Raw genomic sequence first — 17,782 nt, 5'->3', positions numbered from 1 at the left:
GACTCTCCAAGCTCTGGCGCGCCAGGCTCCGGGAAACCCAACCCGGCAAACCGAACCCTGAATCGACTCAGCACGGAATCATGCATGTACAGCGTCAAAGAAGCCTTCTACACCCTGCAAGGAGAAGGCGCCCAGGCCGGTCGGGCCAGCGTCTTCTGCCGATTCACGGGCTGCAATCTGTGGTCTGGTCGAGAACGAGATCGCGCCACTAGCCAGTGCACGTTCTGCGATACCGACTTCGTCGGCACCGACGGTCAGAACGGCGGCCAATTCACCGATGCCGCGGCGCTGGCCTCGCATCTCGAGCGTCTCTGGCCGACGTCCGTTTCGGGCAGACATCGCCGCTATGTGGTATTCACCGGCGGTGAGCCGCTGCTGCAACTGGATACGGCGCTGATCGAGACAATGCATGCCCAAGGCTTCGAAATTGCCGTCGAGACCAATGGCACACTGCCGGCCCCGCTGGGGATCGACTGGATCTGCGTCAGCCCTAAAAGCGACAATGCGCTACGTCAGACGCGCGGAGACGAGCTGAAGCTGGTCCACCCGCAGGCGGGCATCGATCCCGAGACCTTCGCCGAGCTGGATTTCACTCACTTCTTTCTGCAGCCGATGGACCTCGCACCCGGCGCCATCGTGAGCGATGCCAGCCCGATGGAGGCGACCGTCGATTACTGCATGCGTCATCCGCAGTGGCGCCTGTCGCTGCAGACTCACAAGATCGCGGGGATCGATTGATGACCCTTTTCGTCAACAATCTGACCAATATCGACGCATCGATCTGGTCGCCTCAACGTGGCCTGAGCGGCGCCAGCTGGCACGTCGACGTCGAACTCGACGGCGAGCTGGGTGAGGACGGCATGCTGTTCGACTTCGGCGAGGTCAAGCCGTGGATCAAATCACGCCTCGATGGCGGACTGGATCATACCCTGCTCGTGCCCACGCAGGCCGCGGGCGTCAAGATCGAGGAGTGCAGCGAAGGCCTGCACATGGCCGCCGAGCTTCCTTTCCCCTTCGAGCTGCGTGCCCCGCGCCAGGGCTTCACGCTGTTTCCCTGGGGCGAAGTGACGGCGGAACGCCTGGGCGCGCATCTCAGCAGCGAACTCAGCAAACGGCCGCCACCGCGCGTCGAGGCAATTCGCATCCGTCTTCGCGAAGAACTCGTCGATGGCGCCATTTACAGCTACAGCCATGGTCTCAAGCATCATAAGGGCAACTGCCAGCGGATAGCTCATGGTCATCGCTCGCATCTCAGGATCTGGCGGGACGGCCAGCGCGATTCGGAACTCGAACGGCTCTGGGCCCAACGCCTGGACAATGCGTATCTCGTCGACGAGGCCGACATCGTCAATCCTCGGCGCAACGACGATATCATGCGTGTGCGCTATCGCTCCGCCCAAGGCCAGTTCCAGCTCCACCTGCCGAAGGAGCGATGCCATACGCTATCCGCCCCCACCACTGTCGAGAATATTGCGGCTTGGCTCGCTCACCAGATCGCGCTGGCTACCGGCGCGCATATCCGGGTCCAGGCATTCGAGGGAATCGACAAAGGTGCGCTGGCGGAGAGCAGAGGAACGCCTGCCGGGGGCTAGTTGATAACCCTGCTCAATCACCAGCGACCTGATTGCGGGAATATCAGCGAGCGGAGGCCGGGCTGCCGGAGCCCGGCTACTTCAATGAAATGGCTGCCGAAGAGACTCGATCAGATCCCGGTGAATCAAATCGCATGACGCTGAAAGGAGAACCCCCATGAGCTGCCGCGCTGGCTGCGGCGCCTGCTGTATCGCGCCCTCGATCACCTCGCCGATCCCCGGCATGGCGCAGGGAAAGCCCGCCGGGGTCCGCTGCGTGCAACTCGACGACGGCAACCTGTGCCGGCTGTTCGGCGATCCACGCCGACCGGAAGTCTGCCGGCGCTTCGATTATGATCCCGAACTATGCCTCGATAGCCGCGAGCAGGCGCTGACTGTGCTAACGGAATGGGAGCACGCCACTCGGTAGAGGCGCCTCACGGCGGTCGTCGCCATTCTCGAGGGTCGTCAGTCCGAGGCAAGCCGAACCAGCATCTTGCCCTCGTTTTCCCCCGAGAAGAGTTTCAGGAAAGCCTCGGGCATACGCTCCAGCCCATCGACGACGGTCTCCCGATATTGGATCGCTCCGCCTTCTACCCGCGGCGCGACCTGATCGAGAAACGCCTGGTAGTGATCCCAGTGCTCGACGACGATAAATCCTTCCATTCGCGCCTTGCGGAAAAGGAGTTGATTGAGATTGCTGGGGCCGCCGCCCGGCTCTGTCGCATTGTAGCGATCGATCAGACCACAGATCGCGATTCGTGCATGGTCCCTCAGATTGGCCAGCGCCGCCTCCATTAGCGGACCACCGACGTTCTCGTAGTAGATATCGAAGCCGTCGGGCGACGCCTCGGACAACGCGCTCGTCAGCGCCGCGGCATCCTTGTCCCGGTAATTGACCGCCGTGACCCCCAATGACTCGAGCCACTCGCACTTGGCCTGACTGCCGGCGACCCCGACGACGTGACAACCCGCAGCCTTGGCAAGCTGCACCGCCAAAGAGCCCACCGCGCCGGAAGCGGCGCTGACGAGCACGCGATGACCTGGCTTGAGTTCGGCGATGAGATTCAAGCCGGTCCAAGCGGTCATCCCCGGCATTCCGAGAACACCGAGATAGGCCTGCTCCGGCACGTCAAATCTCGGCAGCGGCTCGACCTCCTTGCCGGGGAGCTGGGCCACGTCACGCCATCCCGCCATGTGGCGAACCCGATCACCTTGTTGAAAATGCGGGTGACGCGAAGCAATGACTTCCCCGACTGCGCCACCTTCCATCGGCGCGTCCAGTGCATAGGGCTCGACGTAGGTCGTAACACCACTCATCCGCCCCCGCATGTAGGGATCGACCGACAGCCACCGGTTGCGAATTCTGACTTCGTCGGGCGCAAGATCCGGCAGCGACGTTTCGCGTAATGCGAAATGCTGCGGTTGCGGCAGTCCCTGCGGAATGGATGTGAGTGCAAAGTAACGAGTAACGGTCATTAAAAAACCCTCCTGGCTGACGGTTGGCATACCGTTCAGCCTAGGAGGGTCGGCGGGAATGAAGCAAGACTCGCGTTACCAAGACCTCACTTCGACCGGATTAATTACGCTCGATATCGGCGTCGTCTTCCAGCGTCTGGCTCAAGCCCTGGATGACGATCTGCGCTTGAAGGCGCTGGGCCAGTCGCGTCGAAAAGTCAGCATCGTCCGCGCTGGTATCACCAGCCTGCACCGACTCGACACCGACGATGGCAACCCCGTTCTGGCTATCGACCTGGCCCCAGACCACGCTATCGGCCTGCGGATGCGGCAGCCGGAAAGCCTGCTGGCGAATGGCGTCCGGAACACTGTCGGCATCCCGGGTCACGGCGTCGGCCTGCTGCCAGTTGAGGTCCGATACGCTCTTGCCATCACGCAGCGCCTTGACCGCCTCAGCCGCGCGCGCCTCGAGCGCCTGCTGCGTCTGCTCGGCCTTGACCGCAGCCATGACCTGGTCACGAACCGCATCGAGCGGTAGCGTACTGGCGTCGCGATGATCGACGACATGCAACACGACACGCTGCTGATCATCCGTTTCGATCACATCACTGTTATAACCGTCGTCCTTCACGTCGGAAGAAAAGGCTGCTGCTGCGGCATCCGGGTTGGCAAGCACGCCCTCTCCCCCGGCCTCCTGGGAAAACCAGTCGCTGGACTGGACCGACAAGCCCAGATCGTCGGCGACTGTCGACAGGTCATCCGCTTCATAAGCATCGTCAGTGAGCTTCTGGACCCGTTCGTTGAACAACGATTGGGACTGTTCGAGCTTGACCTGCTGCGTCAGCGCCTCACGATCCTCTTCGAACGACGGAATATCGAGGCCCGTGACCTTGATCAGATGGAGACCATACTGGGTCTGAACGACTTTCGACACCTGGCCCGGATCGAGCGAAAACGCGGCATCGTCGAACTCGTCTCCGAAAAAGCCTTTCTGAATCGCACCCAGATCGCCGCCCTTGTCGGCAGACGACTGGTCGTCGGAGTACTCGCGTGCCAAGGCGGCAAAATCCCCACCCTTCTCGAGCTTCGCCTTCACCTCGGCGAGGCGATCACGCGCCTCCTGCTCGGTACGATCATCACCGAAAGTCACCAGAATATGAGAGACGTCACGGGGCGCTTCCGCGCGCGCCTTGTCATAGGCCTGCTGCAGCTGGTCATCGGTGACCTCGACATCCTTGGCAACGTCTTCCTGGTTCAGTACGAGGTAGTTGACCTTGACCTGCTCGGGCCGACGGTAATCCTGCTGATGCTGATCATAGTACTGCTGCAGATCGGCATCGCTCGGCGTCACGGGCTGGGCGAGGTCCGCTGGCGTCAACTGGGCGTAACGAAAGGTCCGCTGTTGCTGCTGCAACGCGGCCAGGCGCTGTTTCTCCGCCGGCAGCAGGAATGTCGAACCGGCCAGGCCTTGCTGCACCTGACGCCGCAAGGTGTCTGCGCGCAACTCACGCCGGAACGACGAGGGAGTGTAGCCGGCCTGAGCCAGGCGATTGGTGAACAGCTCATCGGAGAAGCGACCATCCTGATCCTGGAACTCAGGCAGCGACACGATCAACTGGTCCAGCTGACTGTCCGAGATATGGAGCCCACCTTCATTGGCATATTGATCCAGCGTACGCTGACGGATCAACTGATCGAGCACCTGGCCGCGGAACTGCCGCTCCTGCTCCGGCGGGACCTGCCCGGAACGGATGCCGCGCTGAACCTGTGTTTCCACGGCCTGACGACTGATGGACTCGCCATTGACGGTCGCCACGTCATTGCTTCCGGAAGAGAAGTAACTGACCAGAGACTCCGCGCCGAAAAGCGCGAAGGTCACGATGATGGCCCCGACGATGACTTTTGCCACCCACCCTTGGGAGCCTTCACGAATTCGTTGCAGCATGCTGTCCTCGCATGTCGATTACCCAATATTGCGCGCGTATCGTACACCGTCTTTCTACGATGGCGCATCCACGCGCATGGTATTGGTGATCCATGCTGCAAAGGCCCCGCCCTTGCAGTACGACAATAAAAAAGCGCATCGCTTGGGCGATGCGCTTATGTTGCGGGCTTCCACTAGCCGGAAGGCTTGAACCTCTCACGGCGACCGGAATGTCGACCCGCGCGACGGAGCGAAACTCAGTTCACCGCGTCTTTGAGCGCCTTGCCTGCCTTGAAGCTCGGCACCTTGGCAGCGCTGATATCGATCGGCTTGCCTGTCTGCGGGTTACGGCCGGTACGTGCTGCACGCTCTTTGACCGCAAAGGTCCCGAACCCTACCAAAGCTACGGAATCGCCTTTCTTCAGGCTGTCGGACACGGACTCAATCATCGCGTCGAGTGCACGCGTGGCAGCTGCCTTGGGAATGTCGGCAGACTCAGCAATGGCTTCAATCAGCTCGGATTTATTCACGCTTCACCCCTTGACTATATACGAAATTAGCAGGACATCGATGCGCAACCGGAAGCGCGATGACGTTCCGATCACTATCAAAACAGGTGGGCATTTTATAGCAATGCCACGATTCTACTGTCAATCAAGATCGTCAGAAAAACCGCGCCATATCAGGCCTGGCGCGTGAAATTTGCACACCGACAAAATCAATGTGTGCTGACATTGGCTTGCGAGGTAGCCACATCTTCAACAACTTTGTCATCGTCGTCGACAGAATTCGTCAATGCCACTGACAATACATCATCAATCCACTTAACCGAACGAATGTCCAATGCATTCTTGATATTGTCAGGTACCTCTTTGAGATCCCGACGATTCTCTTCCGGTATGAGTACGGTCTTTATACCACCGCGCCGTGCAGCCAGCAATTTCTCCTTGAGACCGCCGATCGGCATGACTTCGCCACGCAGATTGACTTCGCCCGTCATCGCGACGTCACACCGTACCGCTCGTCCGGTATAGGCCGAAACCATCGCGGTGACCATGCCGACACCGGCACTAGGCCCGTCCTTGGGAGTCGCTCCCTCGGGAACGTGGATATGCAGGTCTTCCTTTTCGAAGCGCTCGGGGTCGATACCGAACTGGCGGGCACGGGCCCGAACGACGGTATGCGCGGCACTGACCGACTCCTTCATGACGTCGCCCAGGGAGCCGGTCTTGTTGACACGCCCCTTGCCTGGCGTCACTACGGACTCGATGTACAGCAGCTCACCGCCGACCGAAGTCCAAGCGAGTCCAGTAACACGCCCAACCTGATGCTCCTGGTCCGCCAGACCATAACTGTAGCGGCGGACGCCGGCGTAGCGCTCAATGTCGTCCGCGGATAGCGTCACTCCCGCCAGGGCACCCTGCCCCTTTTCCGTCTCGAGACGTTCGCGAAGTACCTTGCGGCTGACTTTCGCGATCTGACGCTCGAGCTCGCGCACCCCGGCTTCCCGGGAATAGTAGCGAATCAGCTCGAGCACGGCCTCGTCACCGAACGACAACTCGCCGTCTTTCAGGCCATTGGCCTTGAGCTGCTTCGGGATCAGATAACGCTTGGCGATGGCGAGCTTTTCGTCTTCGGTATAACCGGGCAGCCGAATCACTTCCATACGGTCCAGCAACGGCCCCGGAATGTTCATCGAGTTGGCGGTACAGATGAACATCACGTCCGACAGATCGTAATCGAGCTCGAGATAATGATCGTTGAACTTGTCGTTCTGCTCGGGATCCAGCACCTCGAGCAGCGCCGACGAGGGATCGCCCCGATGATCCATGCCGATCTTGTCGACTTCATCGAGCAGGAATAGCGGGTTACGCACGCCCGCCTTGCTCATGCGCTGGATCAGCTTGCCGGGCAGCGAACCGATGTAAGTCCGTCGATGGCCGCGAATCTCGGACTCGTCACGCACGCCACCCAGGGCCAGACGTACATAACGACGATTCGTCGCACGGGCGATCGACTGCCCGAGCGAGGTCTTGCCGACGCCGGGAGGACCGACGAGGCAGAGCACCGGGCCCTTGAGCTTCTTGACCCGTTTCTGCACCGCCAGATACTCGAGAATCCGCTCCTTGACCTCTTCCAGACCGTGGTGGTCTTCGTCCAGCACCTTGGCGGCATGCGGAAGATCGTGCTTGACCCGTGTGCGTTTTTTCCAGGGCACGGAGAGTACCCAGTCCAGATAGGAGCGCACGACGGTCGCTTCGGCGGAAGTCGGCGACATCATCTTGAGCTTGCCGAGCTCCTGATTGGCCTTGTCGATGGCTTCCTGGGGCATCCCGGCTTCCTGGATGCGCTGCTCGTACTTCTCCGCCTCGTTGGGAACGTTCTCGAGCTCGCCCATCTCTTTCTGGATGGCCTTCATCTGCTCATTGAGATAGTACTCGCGCTGAGACTTCTCCATCTGGTCTTTGACCCGCGAACGAATACGCTTCTCGACCTGCAGCAGATCGATCTCGGACTCGATCAGCGTCATCAAGTGCTCGACGCGATCACGAACGCGATCCATCTCGAGCAGCTCCTGCTTGTCATCGATCTTCAATGACAGGTGGGCGCAGATGGTATCGACGAGCCGACTCGGATCCTCGATCTCCTGCAACGAGGAGAGCACTTCGCTGGGAACTTTCTTGGACAGCTTCACGTACTGCTCGAACTGATTGAGCAGCACACGAACCAGCGACTCCTGCTCGCGCTCGCTGAGCGGCTCGCTGTCACGGGCGACCGCCTGCGCGCTGATGAAGCCGTCTTCATCCTGCAGGATCTGCTGAATGTCCGCCCGAAAACTACCCTCGATCAGCACCTTGACGGTACCGTCAGGCAGTTTGAGCAACTGCATGATGTCGGCGACCGTACCAATGCCGAAAAGATCATCGACACCTGGATCGTCGTGCGCCGCTTCACGCTGAGCGACCAGCAGCACGCGCTTGTCGTGCTCCATCGCCGTTTCCAACGCGCGAATCGACTTCTCGCGCCCTACGAACAACGGGATGACCATCTGCGGATAGACAACCACGTCACGCAGCGGCAAGAGCGGAAGCTTCATTGTCTGGTCAGAGCTCTTCGCCATTACAGCAATTCCTCGACAAACTATAGGATGGATGAGCCACCAGAGCGGCATTATGGAGACTACGTGGGGGCGCCATCATTCAGATGCAAGTCGCGCACGGCGAACCGTGGGATGCACCAGAGAACGAAATCATGAAGGATCCAAGCCAGAAAAAAGAAAGACACATAAAGCTGGATCCATAAGAGCGACAAAGAAAGGGGGCCCACCGGGCCCCCTTTCTAGGCAGACGCCATGACGAACGCGTTTATCCGTCCTTGTTGGCGACTCGACTCTCTTCCGGCTTGGAATCGTCTTCCTGCTTGGAATAGATCAGCAAGGGATTGCTGTCACCGGAAATCACGGAGCCATCGATCACGACCTTACTGACGCCGTCGAGCGACGGCACGTCATACATGGTCTCGAGCAGCACCGATTCCAGAATCGAACGCAGCCCGCGCGCGCCGGTCTTGCGCTCCATGGCCTTGTGGGCAACCGCCCGCAAGGCTTCCTCGCGGAAGTCCAGATCGACACCTTCCATCTCGAACAGGTGCGCGTACTGCTTGACCAGCGAGTTCTTGGGCTCGGTCAGAATCTCGACCAACGCGTCCTCGGTCAATTCGGTCAACGTCGCGATCACCGGGAGACGCCCGACGAACTCGGGGATCAGACCGAACTTGACCAGATCCTCGGGCTCGACCCCAGCAAGAATATCGCCGACGCCCTTGTTGGTTTCCTTGCTCTTGACGGACGCATTGAAGCCGATCCCACCCTTCTCGGCACGATCGCGAATCACCTTGTCCAGTCCGGCAAAGGCGCCGCCGACGATAAACAGGATATTGCCCGTATCCACTTGCAGGAATTCCTGCTGCGGATGCTTGCGTCCGCCCTGCGGGGGCACGGACGCCGTGGTGCCTTCGATCAGCTTGAGCAGCGCCTGCTGAACACCTTCACCGGAGACATCACGCGTGATGGAAGGGTTGTCCGACTTGCGTGAGATCTTGTCGATCTCGTCGATGTACACGATTCCGCGCTGTGCTTTTTCGACGTCGTAGTCGCATTTCTGCAGCAGCTTTTGAATGATGTTCTCGACATCCTCACCCACGTAGCCGGCTTCCGTCAGCGTCGTGGCATCGGCAATCGTGAACGGCACATTCAACAGGCGTGCCAGGGTCTCCGCCAACAGGGTCTTGCCGCTACCCGTCGGGCCGATCAGCAGAATGTTGGATTTGCCCAGCTCGATGTCGCTCTTGCCACCGCCACGCAGACGCTTGTAGTGGTTGTAAACCGCCACCGACAGCACCATCTTGGCGCGATCCTGGCCAATGACGTAGTCGTCGAGCGTATTGCGAAGCTCGCGCGGTACGGGAAGACGGTCCTCATCGCTCTCGGCGTCGGCTTCCAGGACCTCCTCGCGAATGATGTCGTTGCAGAGATCGACACACTCGTCACAGATGTAGACAGACGGACCCGCGATGAGCTTGCGAACCTCGTTCTGATTCTTGCCACAGAACGAGCAGTACAGCAGCTTGCCGTTGTCGTCTTTGCCTTTACCGTCGGCCATTCGTGTACCTCGTCAGGACGACGGCGCCGCGCGCCGTCGTGTGAAACCTTGACTCAAACGCTATCAGGATACCGGACGCTTATCCAGCATGGCATCGATCAGGCCATATTCGACGGCCTGAGTTCCATCCATGAAGTTGTCACGGTCGGTGTCCTGGGCGATCTTGTCGATATCCTGTCCAGTATGATCTGCCAGAATGCGATTCAGCTTGTGGCGGATGGTCAGGATCTCACGGGTATGAATTTCAATATCCGTCGCCTGTCCCTGATAACCCCCAAGCGGCTGATGGATCATCATGCGCGAATTCGGCAGGCAGAAACGCTTGTCCTTGGCGCCACCGGTCAGCAACAGCGCGCCCATGCTGGCCGCCTGTCCGATACACACGGTGGAGACATCCGGCTTGATGAACTGCATCGTGTCATAGATGGACATACCCGCCGTTACCGAACCACCCGGCGAGTTGATATAGAGATGAATATCCTTGTCCGGATTTTCGGACTCCAGGAACAGTAGCTGCGCCACGATCAGGTTCGCCGTGTAGTCTTCGACTGGGCCGACCAGAAAGATGACGCGCTCTTTGAGCAGACGCGAATAGATATCGTAAGACCGCTCACCGCGCGCGCTCTGCTCCACCACCATCGGGACCAGGCCACCGGCATTACGGATGTCGAACTCGTTGTGCATCGCGATTTCCTTACATCTGGTGATTGTCAGGCCCATCGACTCGCAACCCGGCCTGCGCCGGGTTGCTTCGCTTACCAAGCACCGATCATGCCTTGGAATCGCTTTCCTCAGCCTCGTCTTCTTCGGCTGCTTCTTCGGATTGCTGTGCGGCCTGCAGCACTTGCTCGTAGCTCATGCTGACGTCATTAACCTGGGCTTGCTCGAGAAGCTTGTCAACGGCCTTGTCTTCGAGCACGGCTGACTTGATCTGACCCTTGAGTTCATCGTTTTGCATGTACTGCTCGATGACCTGCTCGGGCTGCTGGTACTGAGTCGCGAGCTCTTCGGCGCGCGCCCGGATCTCGTCATCGCTGGCATCGATTTCGTGCTGCTTGATGACTTCGGCCAACAGCAGCCCGACCTTGACGCGCGTCTGGGCCTGCTCGGCAAACAACTCGTTCGGCAGCTGGCTGACATCGAAGTCTTCACCAAGGCCGAACTGCTGCGCTGCCTGACGCTTGAGCCCGTCAGTCTCCTGCTGGATCAGCGACTGCGGCACCGTGACCTCATTGGCCTGCTGCAGAGCGTCCAGCGCCTGCTGCTTGACGCGATTCTGGGCCGCCTGCTTGACCTCGCGCTCCATGTTCTTCTTGACCTCGGCGCGGAACTTGTCGGGGTCGCCGTCTTCCACACCGAATTCCTTGATGAACTCGGCATCGACTTCCGGCAGCGCCTTGGCGGAGACTTCGTGCACGGTCACCTTGAAGGTCGCTTCCTGCCCGGCCAGGTGCTCGGCCTGGTAGTCGTCGGGGAAAGTCACGCTGATGCGCTTTTCTTCACCCGCCTTGGCACCCACCAGCTGCTCTTCGAAACCCGGAATGAACCGGTTGGAGCCCAGCTCGAGCTCGTGGCCCTCGGCCGAACCGCCTTCGAACGGCTCGTCGCCGAGATAGCCCTGAAAGTCGATCTTGACCTGATCGCCATTTTCAGCGCCACGTTCGACCGGCTGAAACGCCGCATGCTGGCCGCGCAGCGTCTCGATCATGGTGTCGATATCAGCTTCTGTAATGTCCGCCTGCGGACGCTCGATGGCCGTACCCTCGATGCTGTTCAGCTCGATCTCGGGGTAGATCTCGAGTGTCGCGACGAATTCCAGATCCTTGCCGGTCTGATCGACCGTCGGCTCGATCGACGGGTAGCCGGCCGGGTTCAGGCTCTGCTCGGTAATCGCCCGCACGTAGTGCTGACGCATGAGCTCGCTGACGACTTCGTTGCGCACGTCTTTACCGTAGCGCTGACGCACGACCGCCATCGGGATCTTCCCTTGACGAAAGCCATTCAGACGAACTCGCTTGGCGGTGTCTTGCAGGCGCGTAGCAACGGCTTCATCAACCTCGGCTGCCGGAACCTGAACAGTGATGCGACGTTCGATCTGGGATGTCGTCTCAACGGAAACTTGCATAGATGATCCTCTACCGACGGGGGCGTTCTGTGATTGCAACTCAAAAACTGTCGCTTCAAGACTGTCACTTCGAAGCTGTCATTTTTAAACAGGGAGGGATTTTATGAATCCCCATGCCCACTGGCAAGCGGACTAGCGGGATAAATGGTGCTAAAGGGGGCGAAATACAAGCCTGGGGCGGTAAAAATCGATGTGGAAACGAAAAACACCCGATCGGCGATGCCGAACCAAGCATTCAGTGCCGTCTGACGCCGGCGCTCGGCAACCTGCATGACCATCGACGGACGTCATAGCCAAGGCGAAGAGAGTCGAGCAGTGGACGACGAACGTGAAAATAGCGGAAAGCGTGAAAACAGCGACAAACGAGAAATGGGGTGGATGATGGGGATCGAACCCACGACCACCGGAGCCACAATCCGGGGCTCTACCACTGAGCTACACCCACCATTTCTGAAGCAGCGATCGGCAATGGGGTGGATGATGGGGATCGAACCCACGACCACCGGAGCCACAATCCGGGGCTCTACCACTGAGCTACACCCACCATACCGATACGACATCGACCCGGAACACGCGATCCCGGTGGAATGGCGCGCCCAGCAGGACTCGAACCTGCAACCTACGGCTTAGAAGGCCGTTGCTCTATCCGATTGAGCTATAGGCGCATTCCAATACCGGCTGCATTTCCATCGACGCGGTAACCGGAACATGGTGGTCGGGGTAGAGGGATTCGAACCCCCGACATCCTGCTCCCAAAGCAGGCGCGCTACCAGACTGCGCTATACCCCGTCATGCCGTAAACCGCGCTCGATGACTCTACGAGCCCCTCGATGCGCTGCGTATTCTACGGATCATTTCTGCTAGGTCAAGCCTTTACGTGAACCCGACACGGATTCATGGGACCGCTGGAGTGCCGAAAACCCGCCCCTATCGTCGTTGGCATTCACGGCGCGTTGACTACGTCGCTGGGCATGAGAAAATCGCCCTCTTTCGCTGGCCACCGTCAGCACCTTCAGACTCAGAAAGGAAAGTCGATGACCGCTCAGTTGATCGATGGCAGGGGCATTGCCGGCGCTATCCGCAGTCAGGTAAAAGCCGACGTGGAGCATCGAACCCAACAGGGGCTGCGTCAGCCGGGGCTGGCCGTCATTCTGGTAGGTCACGATCCCGCCTCCGAGGTCTACGTCAGCCACAAGCATCGCGCCTGCGAGAATGCCGGCATCCTCTCGTACAGCCATCGGCTCGAGACCACTACGACCCAGGCGGAACTGGAAGCGCTGATCGATCGCCTGAACGACGATCGGAATGTCGATGGCATCCTGCTGCAACTGCCCTTGCCCGAACATCTCGACGCCAACCCGTTGCTCGAGCGCATTCGCCCGGACAAGGACGTCGACGGTTTCCACCCCTATAACCTGGGGCGCCTGGCACAGCGACTGCCACTGCTACGCCCGTGTACGCCCAAGGGCATCATCACGCTGCTGGAGCAAAGCCAGATTCCGCTGCGCGGTCTCGATGCCACCATCGTCGGCGCGTCCAACATCGTTGGCCGCCCCATGGCGCTGGAGCTGCTGCTGGCCGGCTGCACCACGACGATCTGCCACCGCTTCACCCAAGGGCTGGAGCAGAAAGTGCGTCAGGCCGATCTGCTGGTCGTCGCCACCGGCAAGCCGGGATTGATCGACGGCAACTGGATCAAGCCCGGCGCCATCGTGATCGACGTGGGCATCAATCGCCAGCAGGATGGGACCCTCGTCGGCGATGTCGACTTCGCCACTGCCGCCGAGCGCGCCAGCTGGATTACGCCCGTACCCGGTGGCGTCGGCCCGATGACCGTGGCCACGCTACTCCAGAACACGCTGCAGGCGGCCGAACTTCACGACGCCCAGTAGCGTCCGGCAGCGAGGGGTCGGACAGCGCCGCGGGCCCGAACGGGTTCGCTGGCGTTCCCCCCCCTTGCCCCCTTTCAGATAGCGCTTTCAGCGGGCTCTTTCAACCGGCTCTCTCGGCAGACTTTTCCAACGGACTTCTTTAACGGACTATCGCATGCAGACTCTCGGTATCATCGGCGCCATGGAGCAGGAAGTGACCCAGCTGGCATCCCAGCTGACCGACGCCCGCGTCGAGCATCATCCCGGCGGCACCTTTCACTGCGGGGAGCGCCATGGGCTTCGAATCGTGCTGCTGCAATCGGGAATCGGCAAGGTCAATGCCGCGGTCGGCACGACGCAATTGATGACCCACTATCGCCCGGACGCCATCATCAATACCGGTTCCGCCGGCGGCTTCGGCGCCACCATGGAAGTCGGCGACGTGGTCATCTCCAGCGAAGTCCGCCATCACGACGTCGACGTTACGGCTTTCGGCTACGACATGGGTCAGGTCCCCGGCATGCCGGCAGGCTTTGCCGCCGATCCCGGCCTGATCGAGACCGCCCGCGCCTGCATCGAAGGACTTGGCGATCTACCCGTCCACGAGGGGCTGATCTGCACCGGCGACAGCTTCATGGCGGACCCGGCACGTGTCGATGCCGTCCGCGCGCACTTCCCGCAGATGCTTGCCGTCGAGATGGAAGCGGCCGCTATCGCCCAGACCTGCCACATTTTCGACTGCCCGTTCGTGGTCATCCGCGCGCTTTCCGATATCGCCGGCAAGCACTCCGAACTCTCGTTCGAGGCGTTTCTGGAAAAGGCGGCCGCGCATTCTGCCGCAATGGTCGACGCCATCATCGCCCGCCTGGCCGGGAAGTGACTCCAGCCCAATACGTGTCAAAACGACGAACCCCGCCGATTGGCGGGGTTCGTCGGTTCACAAGCTTCCGGTGTCATTCAGGCCGAGGGAGACTCGAAACTCCAGCGAGTCCCCTCGCGGGAATCCTTGAGCACGATGCCCATCGCCGCCAGCTCGTCGCGAATTCGATCGGCTTCCGCGAAATCGCGGCCGCTCTTGGCAGCCGCTCTCGCCGCTATCTGTGCTTCGATCTCCTCCGCGCTCAACGGAAGCGCGCCGGCACCGGCCTTGAGAAATTCGGCCGGCTCGCGTTCGAGAAGCCCCAGCACGCTCGCCAGACGCTTCAACTCCTGCCCCAGCGCACCGGCGTGCCTGGGTTCGACATCGCGTAGCCGATTGATCTCGCGCGCCAGATCGAAGAGCACCGACAGCGCTTCCGGTGTATTGAAATCATCGCTCATCGCCGCCGAGAAACGTTCGGCGTAGATGCCCTCGACATCACCGTGAACCAGCTCGACACCGTCGAGTGCGTGGTAGAAGCGCTCCAGCGACTTGCGCGCCTCGCTAAGCGACTCCGGCGCATAGTTGATCGGGCTGCGATAGTGGCTCGCGACCAGCAGGTAGCGCACCACCTCCGGATCGTGAACCTCCAGCACTTCACGAATGGTGAAGAAATTACCCAGCGATTTGGACATCTTCTCGTGATTCACGCGCACCGCACCGGCGTGCATCCAGACGTTGACGTAGGGCTTGCCGGTCGCCGCCTCGCTCTGGGCGATCTCGTTTTCGTGGTGGGGAAAGGTCAGATCCGGCCCGCCACCATGAATGTCGAAGGTGTCGCCGAGACAGCAGGTCGACATCGCCGAGCACTCGATGTGCCAGCCGGGACGCCCTTCGCCCCAAGGTGACGACCAGCTGGCCTCCCCCGGCTTGGCGGCTTTCCATAGCACAAAGTCGAGCGGATCTTCCTTGTGCTCGTCGACGTCGACACGAGCGCCCGCTCGCATGTCGTCGAGGTTACGATTGTTGAGCTTGCCGTAGCCGGCAAACCGGCGGACACGGTAGTAGACGTCGCCGTTGGCCGCAGCGTAGGCATAGCCGCTGTCGATCAGGCGCTCGATCATCGCCACGATCTCCTCGATATGCCCGGTAGCCCGTGGCTCCGCATCCGGGCGCAACACGCCCAGGCGCGCCTCGTCCTCGTGCATGGCCGCAATCATGCGCTCGGTCAGCGCCGAGATCGACTCGCCATTCTCCTCGGCGCGCTTGAGGATCTTGTCGTCGATATCGGTGATATTGCGAACATAGGTCACGTCCAGTCCCGTCTGACGCAGCCAGCGTGTGATCACGTCGAACGCCACCATGACGCGGGCGTGCCCCAGATGACAGTAGTCGTAGACCGTCATCCCGCAGACGTACATCCGCACCTTGCCGGGCTCGATCGGTTCCAGCGTCGACTTGCGCCGCGTCAGTGTGTTGTAGATTTCCAGCGCGCTCATGCTCTCGTTACCTCAGCCCTGCTTCTTCTGAATCTTGGCCCAGCTATCCTTGAGTCCCACCGTGCGGTTGAATACCAGCCTGCCATCACGACAGGCGTGGCGATCGGCACAGAAGTAGCCCACGCGCTCGAACTGGTAGCGTGCCTCGGGCTCGGCGTCTGCCAAAGAGGGTTCGGCGATGCCTTCCACGGTCACCAGGGATTCGGGATTGAGGTGCTCGAGGAAATCGGCGTCCTTGTCGCGGTCCGGCGCTTCGTCCAGGAACAGGTTGTCATAGAGCCGCACTTCCACTGGCACACCGTATTCGGCGCTGACCCAGTGAATGACGCCCTTTACCTTGCGCCCTTCCGGGTTCTTGCCCAGCGTATCGAAGTCGACGCTGCAGTAGAGGGTCTCGATGTCGCCATCCTCGCCCTTAACCACCTCATCACAGCGGATGACATAACCGTTGCGCAGGCGAACTTCCTTGCCCGGCGCCAGACGGAAGAACTTCTTCGGCGGCTCCTCCATGAAATCGTCGCGATCGATCCAGATTTCTCGGGTCAGCGGCATCCGGCGGGTGCCCATGTCCTCGCGCGCCGGATGTCCCGGCACTTCGAAGACTTCGTGATGATCCGCCGTCACATTGGTCAACACCACTTTCAGCGGATTGAGCACGCACATCGCTCGCGGGGCATTGTCCTCGAGATCCGAGCGGATGGCGAAATGCAGCATCGCGATGTCGACCACGTTCGCGGCGCGGCTGACGCCGGTCATGTCGCAGAACTTGCGCAGCGACGCCGGCGTGTAACCCCGGCGACGCAGTCCGGAGATCGTCGGCATGCGCGGATCGTCCCATCCGTCGACCACGTTCTGATCGACCAGCAGCTTGAGCTTGCGCTTGGAGGTCACCGTATAGTTGACGTTCATCCGCGCGAATTCGGTCTGGCGAGGCTTGGCCGGCACCGGCAACTGGGCCAGGAACCATTCGTACAGCGGACGGTGATCCTCGAACTCAAGTGTGCACAATGAATGCGTGATGCCTTCGATGGCATCGGACTGGCCGTGGGTAAAGTCATAGGAAGGATAGATCTTCCAGGCGTCACCGGTCTGATGGTGCTCGGCATGACGAATACGATAGAGAATCGGGTCGCGCAGATTGATGTTGGGCGCCGCCATATCGATCCTGGCGCGCAGCACCTTGGTCCCTTCGCCAAATTCGCCCAGCCGCATGCGTTCGAGCAGATCGAGGTTCTCGTCGACGCCGCGATCGCGATAGGGGCTGGGGCGACCCGGCTCGGTCAGCGTGCCGCGATACTCGCGGATCTCGTCCGGCGACAGATCATCGACGTAGGCCTTGCCTTCACGAACCAGATGCTGAGCCCAAGCGTAGAGCTGATCGAAGTAGTCGGAAGCGAAACGCACCGCCCCGCTCCACTGGTAGCCGAGCCAGTGAATGTCTTCCTGGATGGCGTCGATATACGCCTGCTCTTCCTTGGCCGGGTTGGTGTCGTCGAAACGCAGGTGGCAGCGGCCACCGAATTGCTCCGCCAGACCGAAATTGACCCAGATCGACTTGGCATGACCAATATGCAGGTACCCGTTGGGCTCCGGCGGAAAGCGAGTCACGATCGTGGTGGCCTGCCCCGATTCGATCTCGCTTCGAATCTGGTTACGCAGGAAGTTCGGCGCCTCGTGCTGGTTCTCTGCACCGGCGTTATGGCTTTCGGCACCGCCGTCGTCGCGCTTGGCGTTCGTGTGGCTTTCGACGCTCATGGAATGCAGGCAACCTCTTTAATTCGAATGTTCAGCCAACGGTGCGCCCTTTAGGCGCC

The 17,782-nt window shown here is 60.5% G+C and carries 14 protein-coding genes and 4 tRNA genes; 5 read left to right on the top strand and 13 right to left on the bottom strand.

Annotated elements, in window-relative coordinates; genetic code table 11:
* The first annotated feature begins 84 nt into the window (after nucleotides 1–84).
* From queE to DOM58_RS02875, 3 genes are all read left to right on the top strand, one after another.
* Complete coding sequence (queE, locus tag DOM58_RS02885; RefSeq protein WP_110691703.1) at nucleotides 85–738, top strand: 7-carboxy-7-deazaguanine synthase; 654 nt, start codon at nucleotides 85–87, stop codon at nucleotides 736–738.
* Nucleotides 738–1,592, top strand: coding sequence for a 6-carboxytetrahydropterin synthase (locus DOM58_RS02880; protein WP_110691702.1), 855 nt, complete (start codon nucleotides 738–740; stop codon nucleotides 1,590–1,592). The genes queE and DOM58_RS02880 overlap by 1 nt, the downstream gene beginning before the upstream one ends.
* A 157-nt stretch (nucleotides 1,593–1,749) precedes the next feature.
* A complete protein-coding gene (locus DOM58_RS02875) occupies nucleotides 1,750–2,001 on the top strand; it encodes a YkgJ family cysteine cluster protein (RefSeq protein ID WP_110691701.1) in 252 nt (83 codons plus the stop codon).
* A gap of 38 nt (nucleotides 2,002–2,039) precedes the next feature.
* Here DOM58_RS02875 and DOM58_RS02870 read toward each other — a convergent pair whose 3' ends face one another.
* From DOM58_RS02870 to DOM58_RS02815, 11 genes are all read right to left on the bottom strand, one after another.
* Nucleotides 2,040–3,050: an NADP-dependent oxidoreductase gene (locus DOM58_RS02870; RefSeq protein ID WP_075562053.1), complete on the bottom strand. Its 1,011-nt coding sequence runs from the start codon at nucleotides 3,048–3,050 to the stop codon at nucleotides 2,040–2,042.
* Nucleotides 3,051–3,150: 100 nt separating this feature from the next.
* A complete protein-coding gene (locus DOM58_RS02865) occupies nucleotides 3,151–4,974 on the bottom strand; it encodes a SurA N-terminal domain-containing protein (protein WP_110691700.1) in 1,824 nt (607 codons plus the stop codon).
* A gap of 236 nt (nucleotides 4,975–5,210) precedes the next feature.
* Nucleotides 5,211–5,483 carry a nucleoid-associated protein HU-beta gene (gene hupB, locus DOM58_RS02855; protein WP_110691698.1) on the bottom strand — a complete coding sequence of 91 codons (273 nt, stop codon included), beginning with the start codon at nucleotides 5,481–5,483 and terminating at the stop codon, nucleotides 5,211–5,213.
* Between the two features lie 188 nt (nucleotides 5,484–5,671).
* A complete protein-coding gene (gene lon, locus DOM58_RS02850) occupies nucleotides 5,672–8,074 on the bottom strand; it encodes an endopeptidase La (RefSeq protein ID WP_110691697.1) in 2,403 nt (800 codons plus the stop codon).
* 244 nt (nucleotides 8,075–8,318) lie between these two features.
* On the bottom strand, nucleotides 8,319–9,614 hold the full coding sequence (gene clpX, locus DOM58_RS02845) for an ATP-dependent Clp protease ATP-binding subunit ClpX (protein ID WP_110691696.1): 1,296 nt from the start codon (nucleotides 9,612–9,614) through the stop codon (nucleotides 8,319–8,321).
* Between the two features lie 63 nt (nucleotides 9,615–9,677).
* Nucleotides 9,678–10,298: an ATP-dependent Clp endopeptidase proteolytic subunit ClpP gene (gene clpP, locus DOM58_RS02840; protein WP_075562048.1), complete on the bottom strand. Its 621-nt coding sequence runs from the start codon at nucleotides 10,296–10,298 to the stop codon at nucleotides 9,678–9,680.
* A gap of 85 nt (nucleotides 10,299–10,383) precedes the next feature.
* Nucleotides 10,384–11,739, bottom strand: coding sequence for a trigger factor (gene tig / locus DOM58_RS02835; RefSeq protein ID WP_110691695.1), 1,356 nt, complete (start codon nucleotides 11,737–11,739; stop codon nucleotides 10,384–10,386).
* A 370-nt stretch (nucleotides 11,740–12,109) separates the two neighbouring features.
* A tRNA-His gene (locus DOM58_RS02830) sits at nucleotides 12,110–12,184 on the bottom strand.
* A 24-nt stretch (nucleotides 12,185–12,208) separates the two neighbouring features.
* Nucleotides 12,209–12,283, bottom strand: a tRNA-His gene (locus DOM58_RS02825).
* A 44-nt stretch (nucleotides 12,284–12,327) separates the two neighbouring features.
* Nucleotides 12,328–12,404 (bottom strand) — tRNA-Arg (locus DOM58_RS02820).
* Nucleotides 12,405–12,451: 47 nt separating this feature from the next.
* A tRNA-Pro gene (locus tag DOM58_RS02815) sits at nucleotides 12,452–12,528 on the bottom strand.
* A 245-nt stretch (nucleotides 12,529–12,773) separates the two neighbouring features.
* Between DOM58_RS02815 and folD the strand changes: the two genes are divergently transcribed.
* A complete protein-coding gene (folD, locus tag DOM58_RS02810; protein WP_110691694.1) occupies nucleotides 12,774–13,631 on the top strand; it encodes a bifunctional methylenetetrahydrofolate dehydrogenase/methenyltetrahydrofolate cyclohydrolase FolD in 858 nt (285 codons plus the stop codon).
* 154 nt (nucleotides 13,632–13,785) lie between these two features.
* A complete protein-coding gene (gene mtnN, locus DOM58_RS02805) occupies nucleotides 13,786–14,490 on the top strand; it encodes a 5'-methylthioadenosine/S-adenosylhomocysteine nucleosidase (protein WP_110691693.1) in 705 nt (234 codons plus the stop codon).
* Nucleotides 14,491–14,567: 77 nt separating this feature from the next.
* Here mtnN and cysS read toward each other — a convergent pair whose 3' ends face one another.
* Both cysS and DOM58_RS02795 read right to left on the bottom strand, forming a co-directional pair.
* Entirely contained in the window at nucleotides 14,568–15,959 is a 1,392-nt protein-coding gene (gene cysS, locus DOM58_RS02800; RefSeq protein ID WP_188113775.1) for a cysteine--tRNA ligase, read from the bottom strand.
* A 21-nt stretch (nucleotides 15,960–15,980) separates the two neighbouring features.
* Complete coding sequence (locus DOM58_RS02795; RefSeq protein WP_083627761.1) at nucleotides 15,981–17,723, bottom strand: glutamine--tRNA ligase/YqeY domain fusion protein; 1,743 nt, start codon at nucleotides 17,721–17,723, stop codon at nucleotides 15,981–15,983.
* Nucleotides 17,724–17,782: the final 59 nt, after the last annotated feature.

The organism is Salinicola halophyticus (assembly GCF_003206695.1).
Classification (GTDB): domain Bacteria; phylum Pseudomonadota; class Gammaproteobacteria; order Pseudomonadales; family Halomonadaceae; genus Salinicola; species Salinicola halophyticus.
This window is presented reverse-complemented; position numbering and strand designations above follow the sequence as displayed.

Bases quoted from the DNA above. Each gene is read 5' to 3' on its own strand.
- DOM58_RS02880 (WP_110691702.1), top strand. From the start codon at position 738: ATGACCCTTTTCGTCAACAATCTGACCAATATCGACGCATCGATCTGG.
- DOM58_RS02875 (WP_110691701.1), top strand. From the start codon at position 1,750: ATGAGCTGCCGCGCTGGCTGCGGCGCCTGCTGTATCGCGCCCTCGATC.
- tig (WP_110691695.1), bottom strand. From the start codon at position 11,739: ATGCAAGTTTCCGTTGAGACGACATCCCAGATCGAACGTCGCATCACT.
- lon (WP_110691697.1), bottom strand. From the start codon at position 8,074: ATGGCGAAGAGCTCTGACCAGACAATGAAGCTTCCGCTCTTGCCGCTG.
- clpX (WP_110691696.1), bottom strand. From the start codon at position 9,614: ATGGCCGACGGTAAAGGCAAAGACGACAACGGCAAGCTGCTGTACTGC.
- folD (WP_110691694.1), top strand. From the start codon at position 12,774: ATGACCGCTCAGTTGATCGATGGCAGGGGCATTGCCGGCGCTATCCGC.
- mtnN (WP_110691693.1), top strand. From the start codon at position 13,786: ATGCAGACTCTCGGTATCATCGGCGCCATGGAGCAGGAAGTGACCCAG.
- clpP (WP_075562048.1), bottom strand. From the start codon at position 10,298: ATGCACAACGAGTTCGACATCCGTAATGCCGGTGGCCTGGTCCCGATG.
- DOM58_RS02870 (WP_075562053.1), bottom strand. From the start codon at position 3,050: ATGACCGTTACTCGTTACTTTGCACTCACATCCATTCCGCAGGGACTG.
- queE (WP_110691703.1), top strand. From the start codon at position 85: ATGTACAGCGTCAAAGAAGCCTTCTACACCCTGCAAGGAGAAGGCGCC.
- DOM58_RS02795 (WP_083627761.1), bottom strand. From the start codon at position 17,723: ATGAGCGTCGAAAGCCACACGAACGCCAAGCGCGACGACGGCGGTGCC.
- DOM58_RS02865 (WP_110691700.1), bottom strand. From the start codon at position 4,974: ATGCTGCAACGAATTCGTGAAGGCTCCCAAGGGTGGGTGGCAAAAGTC.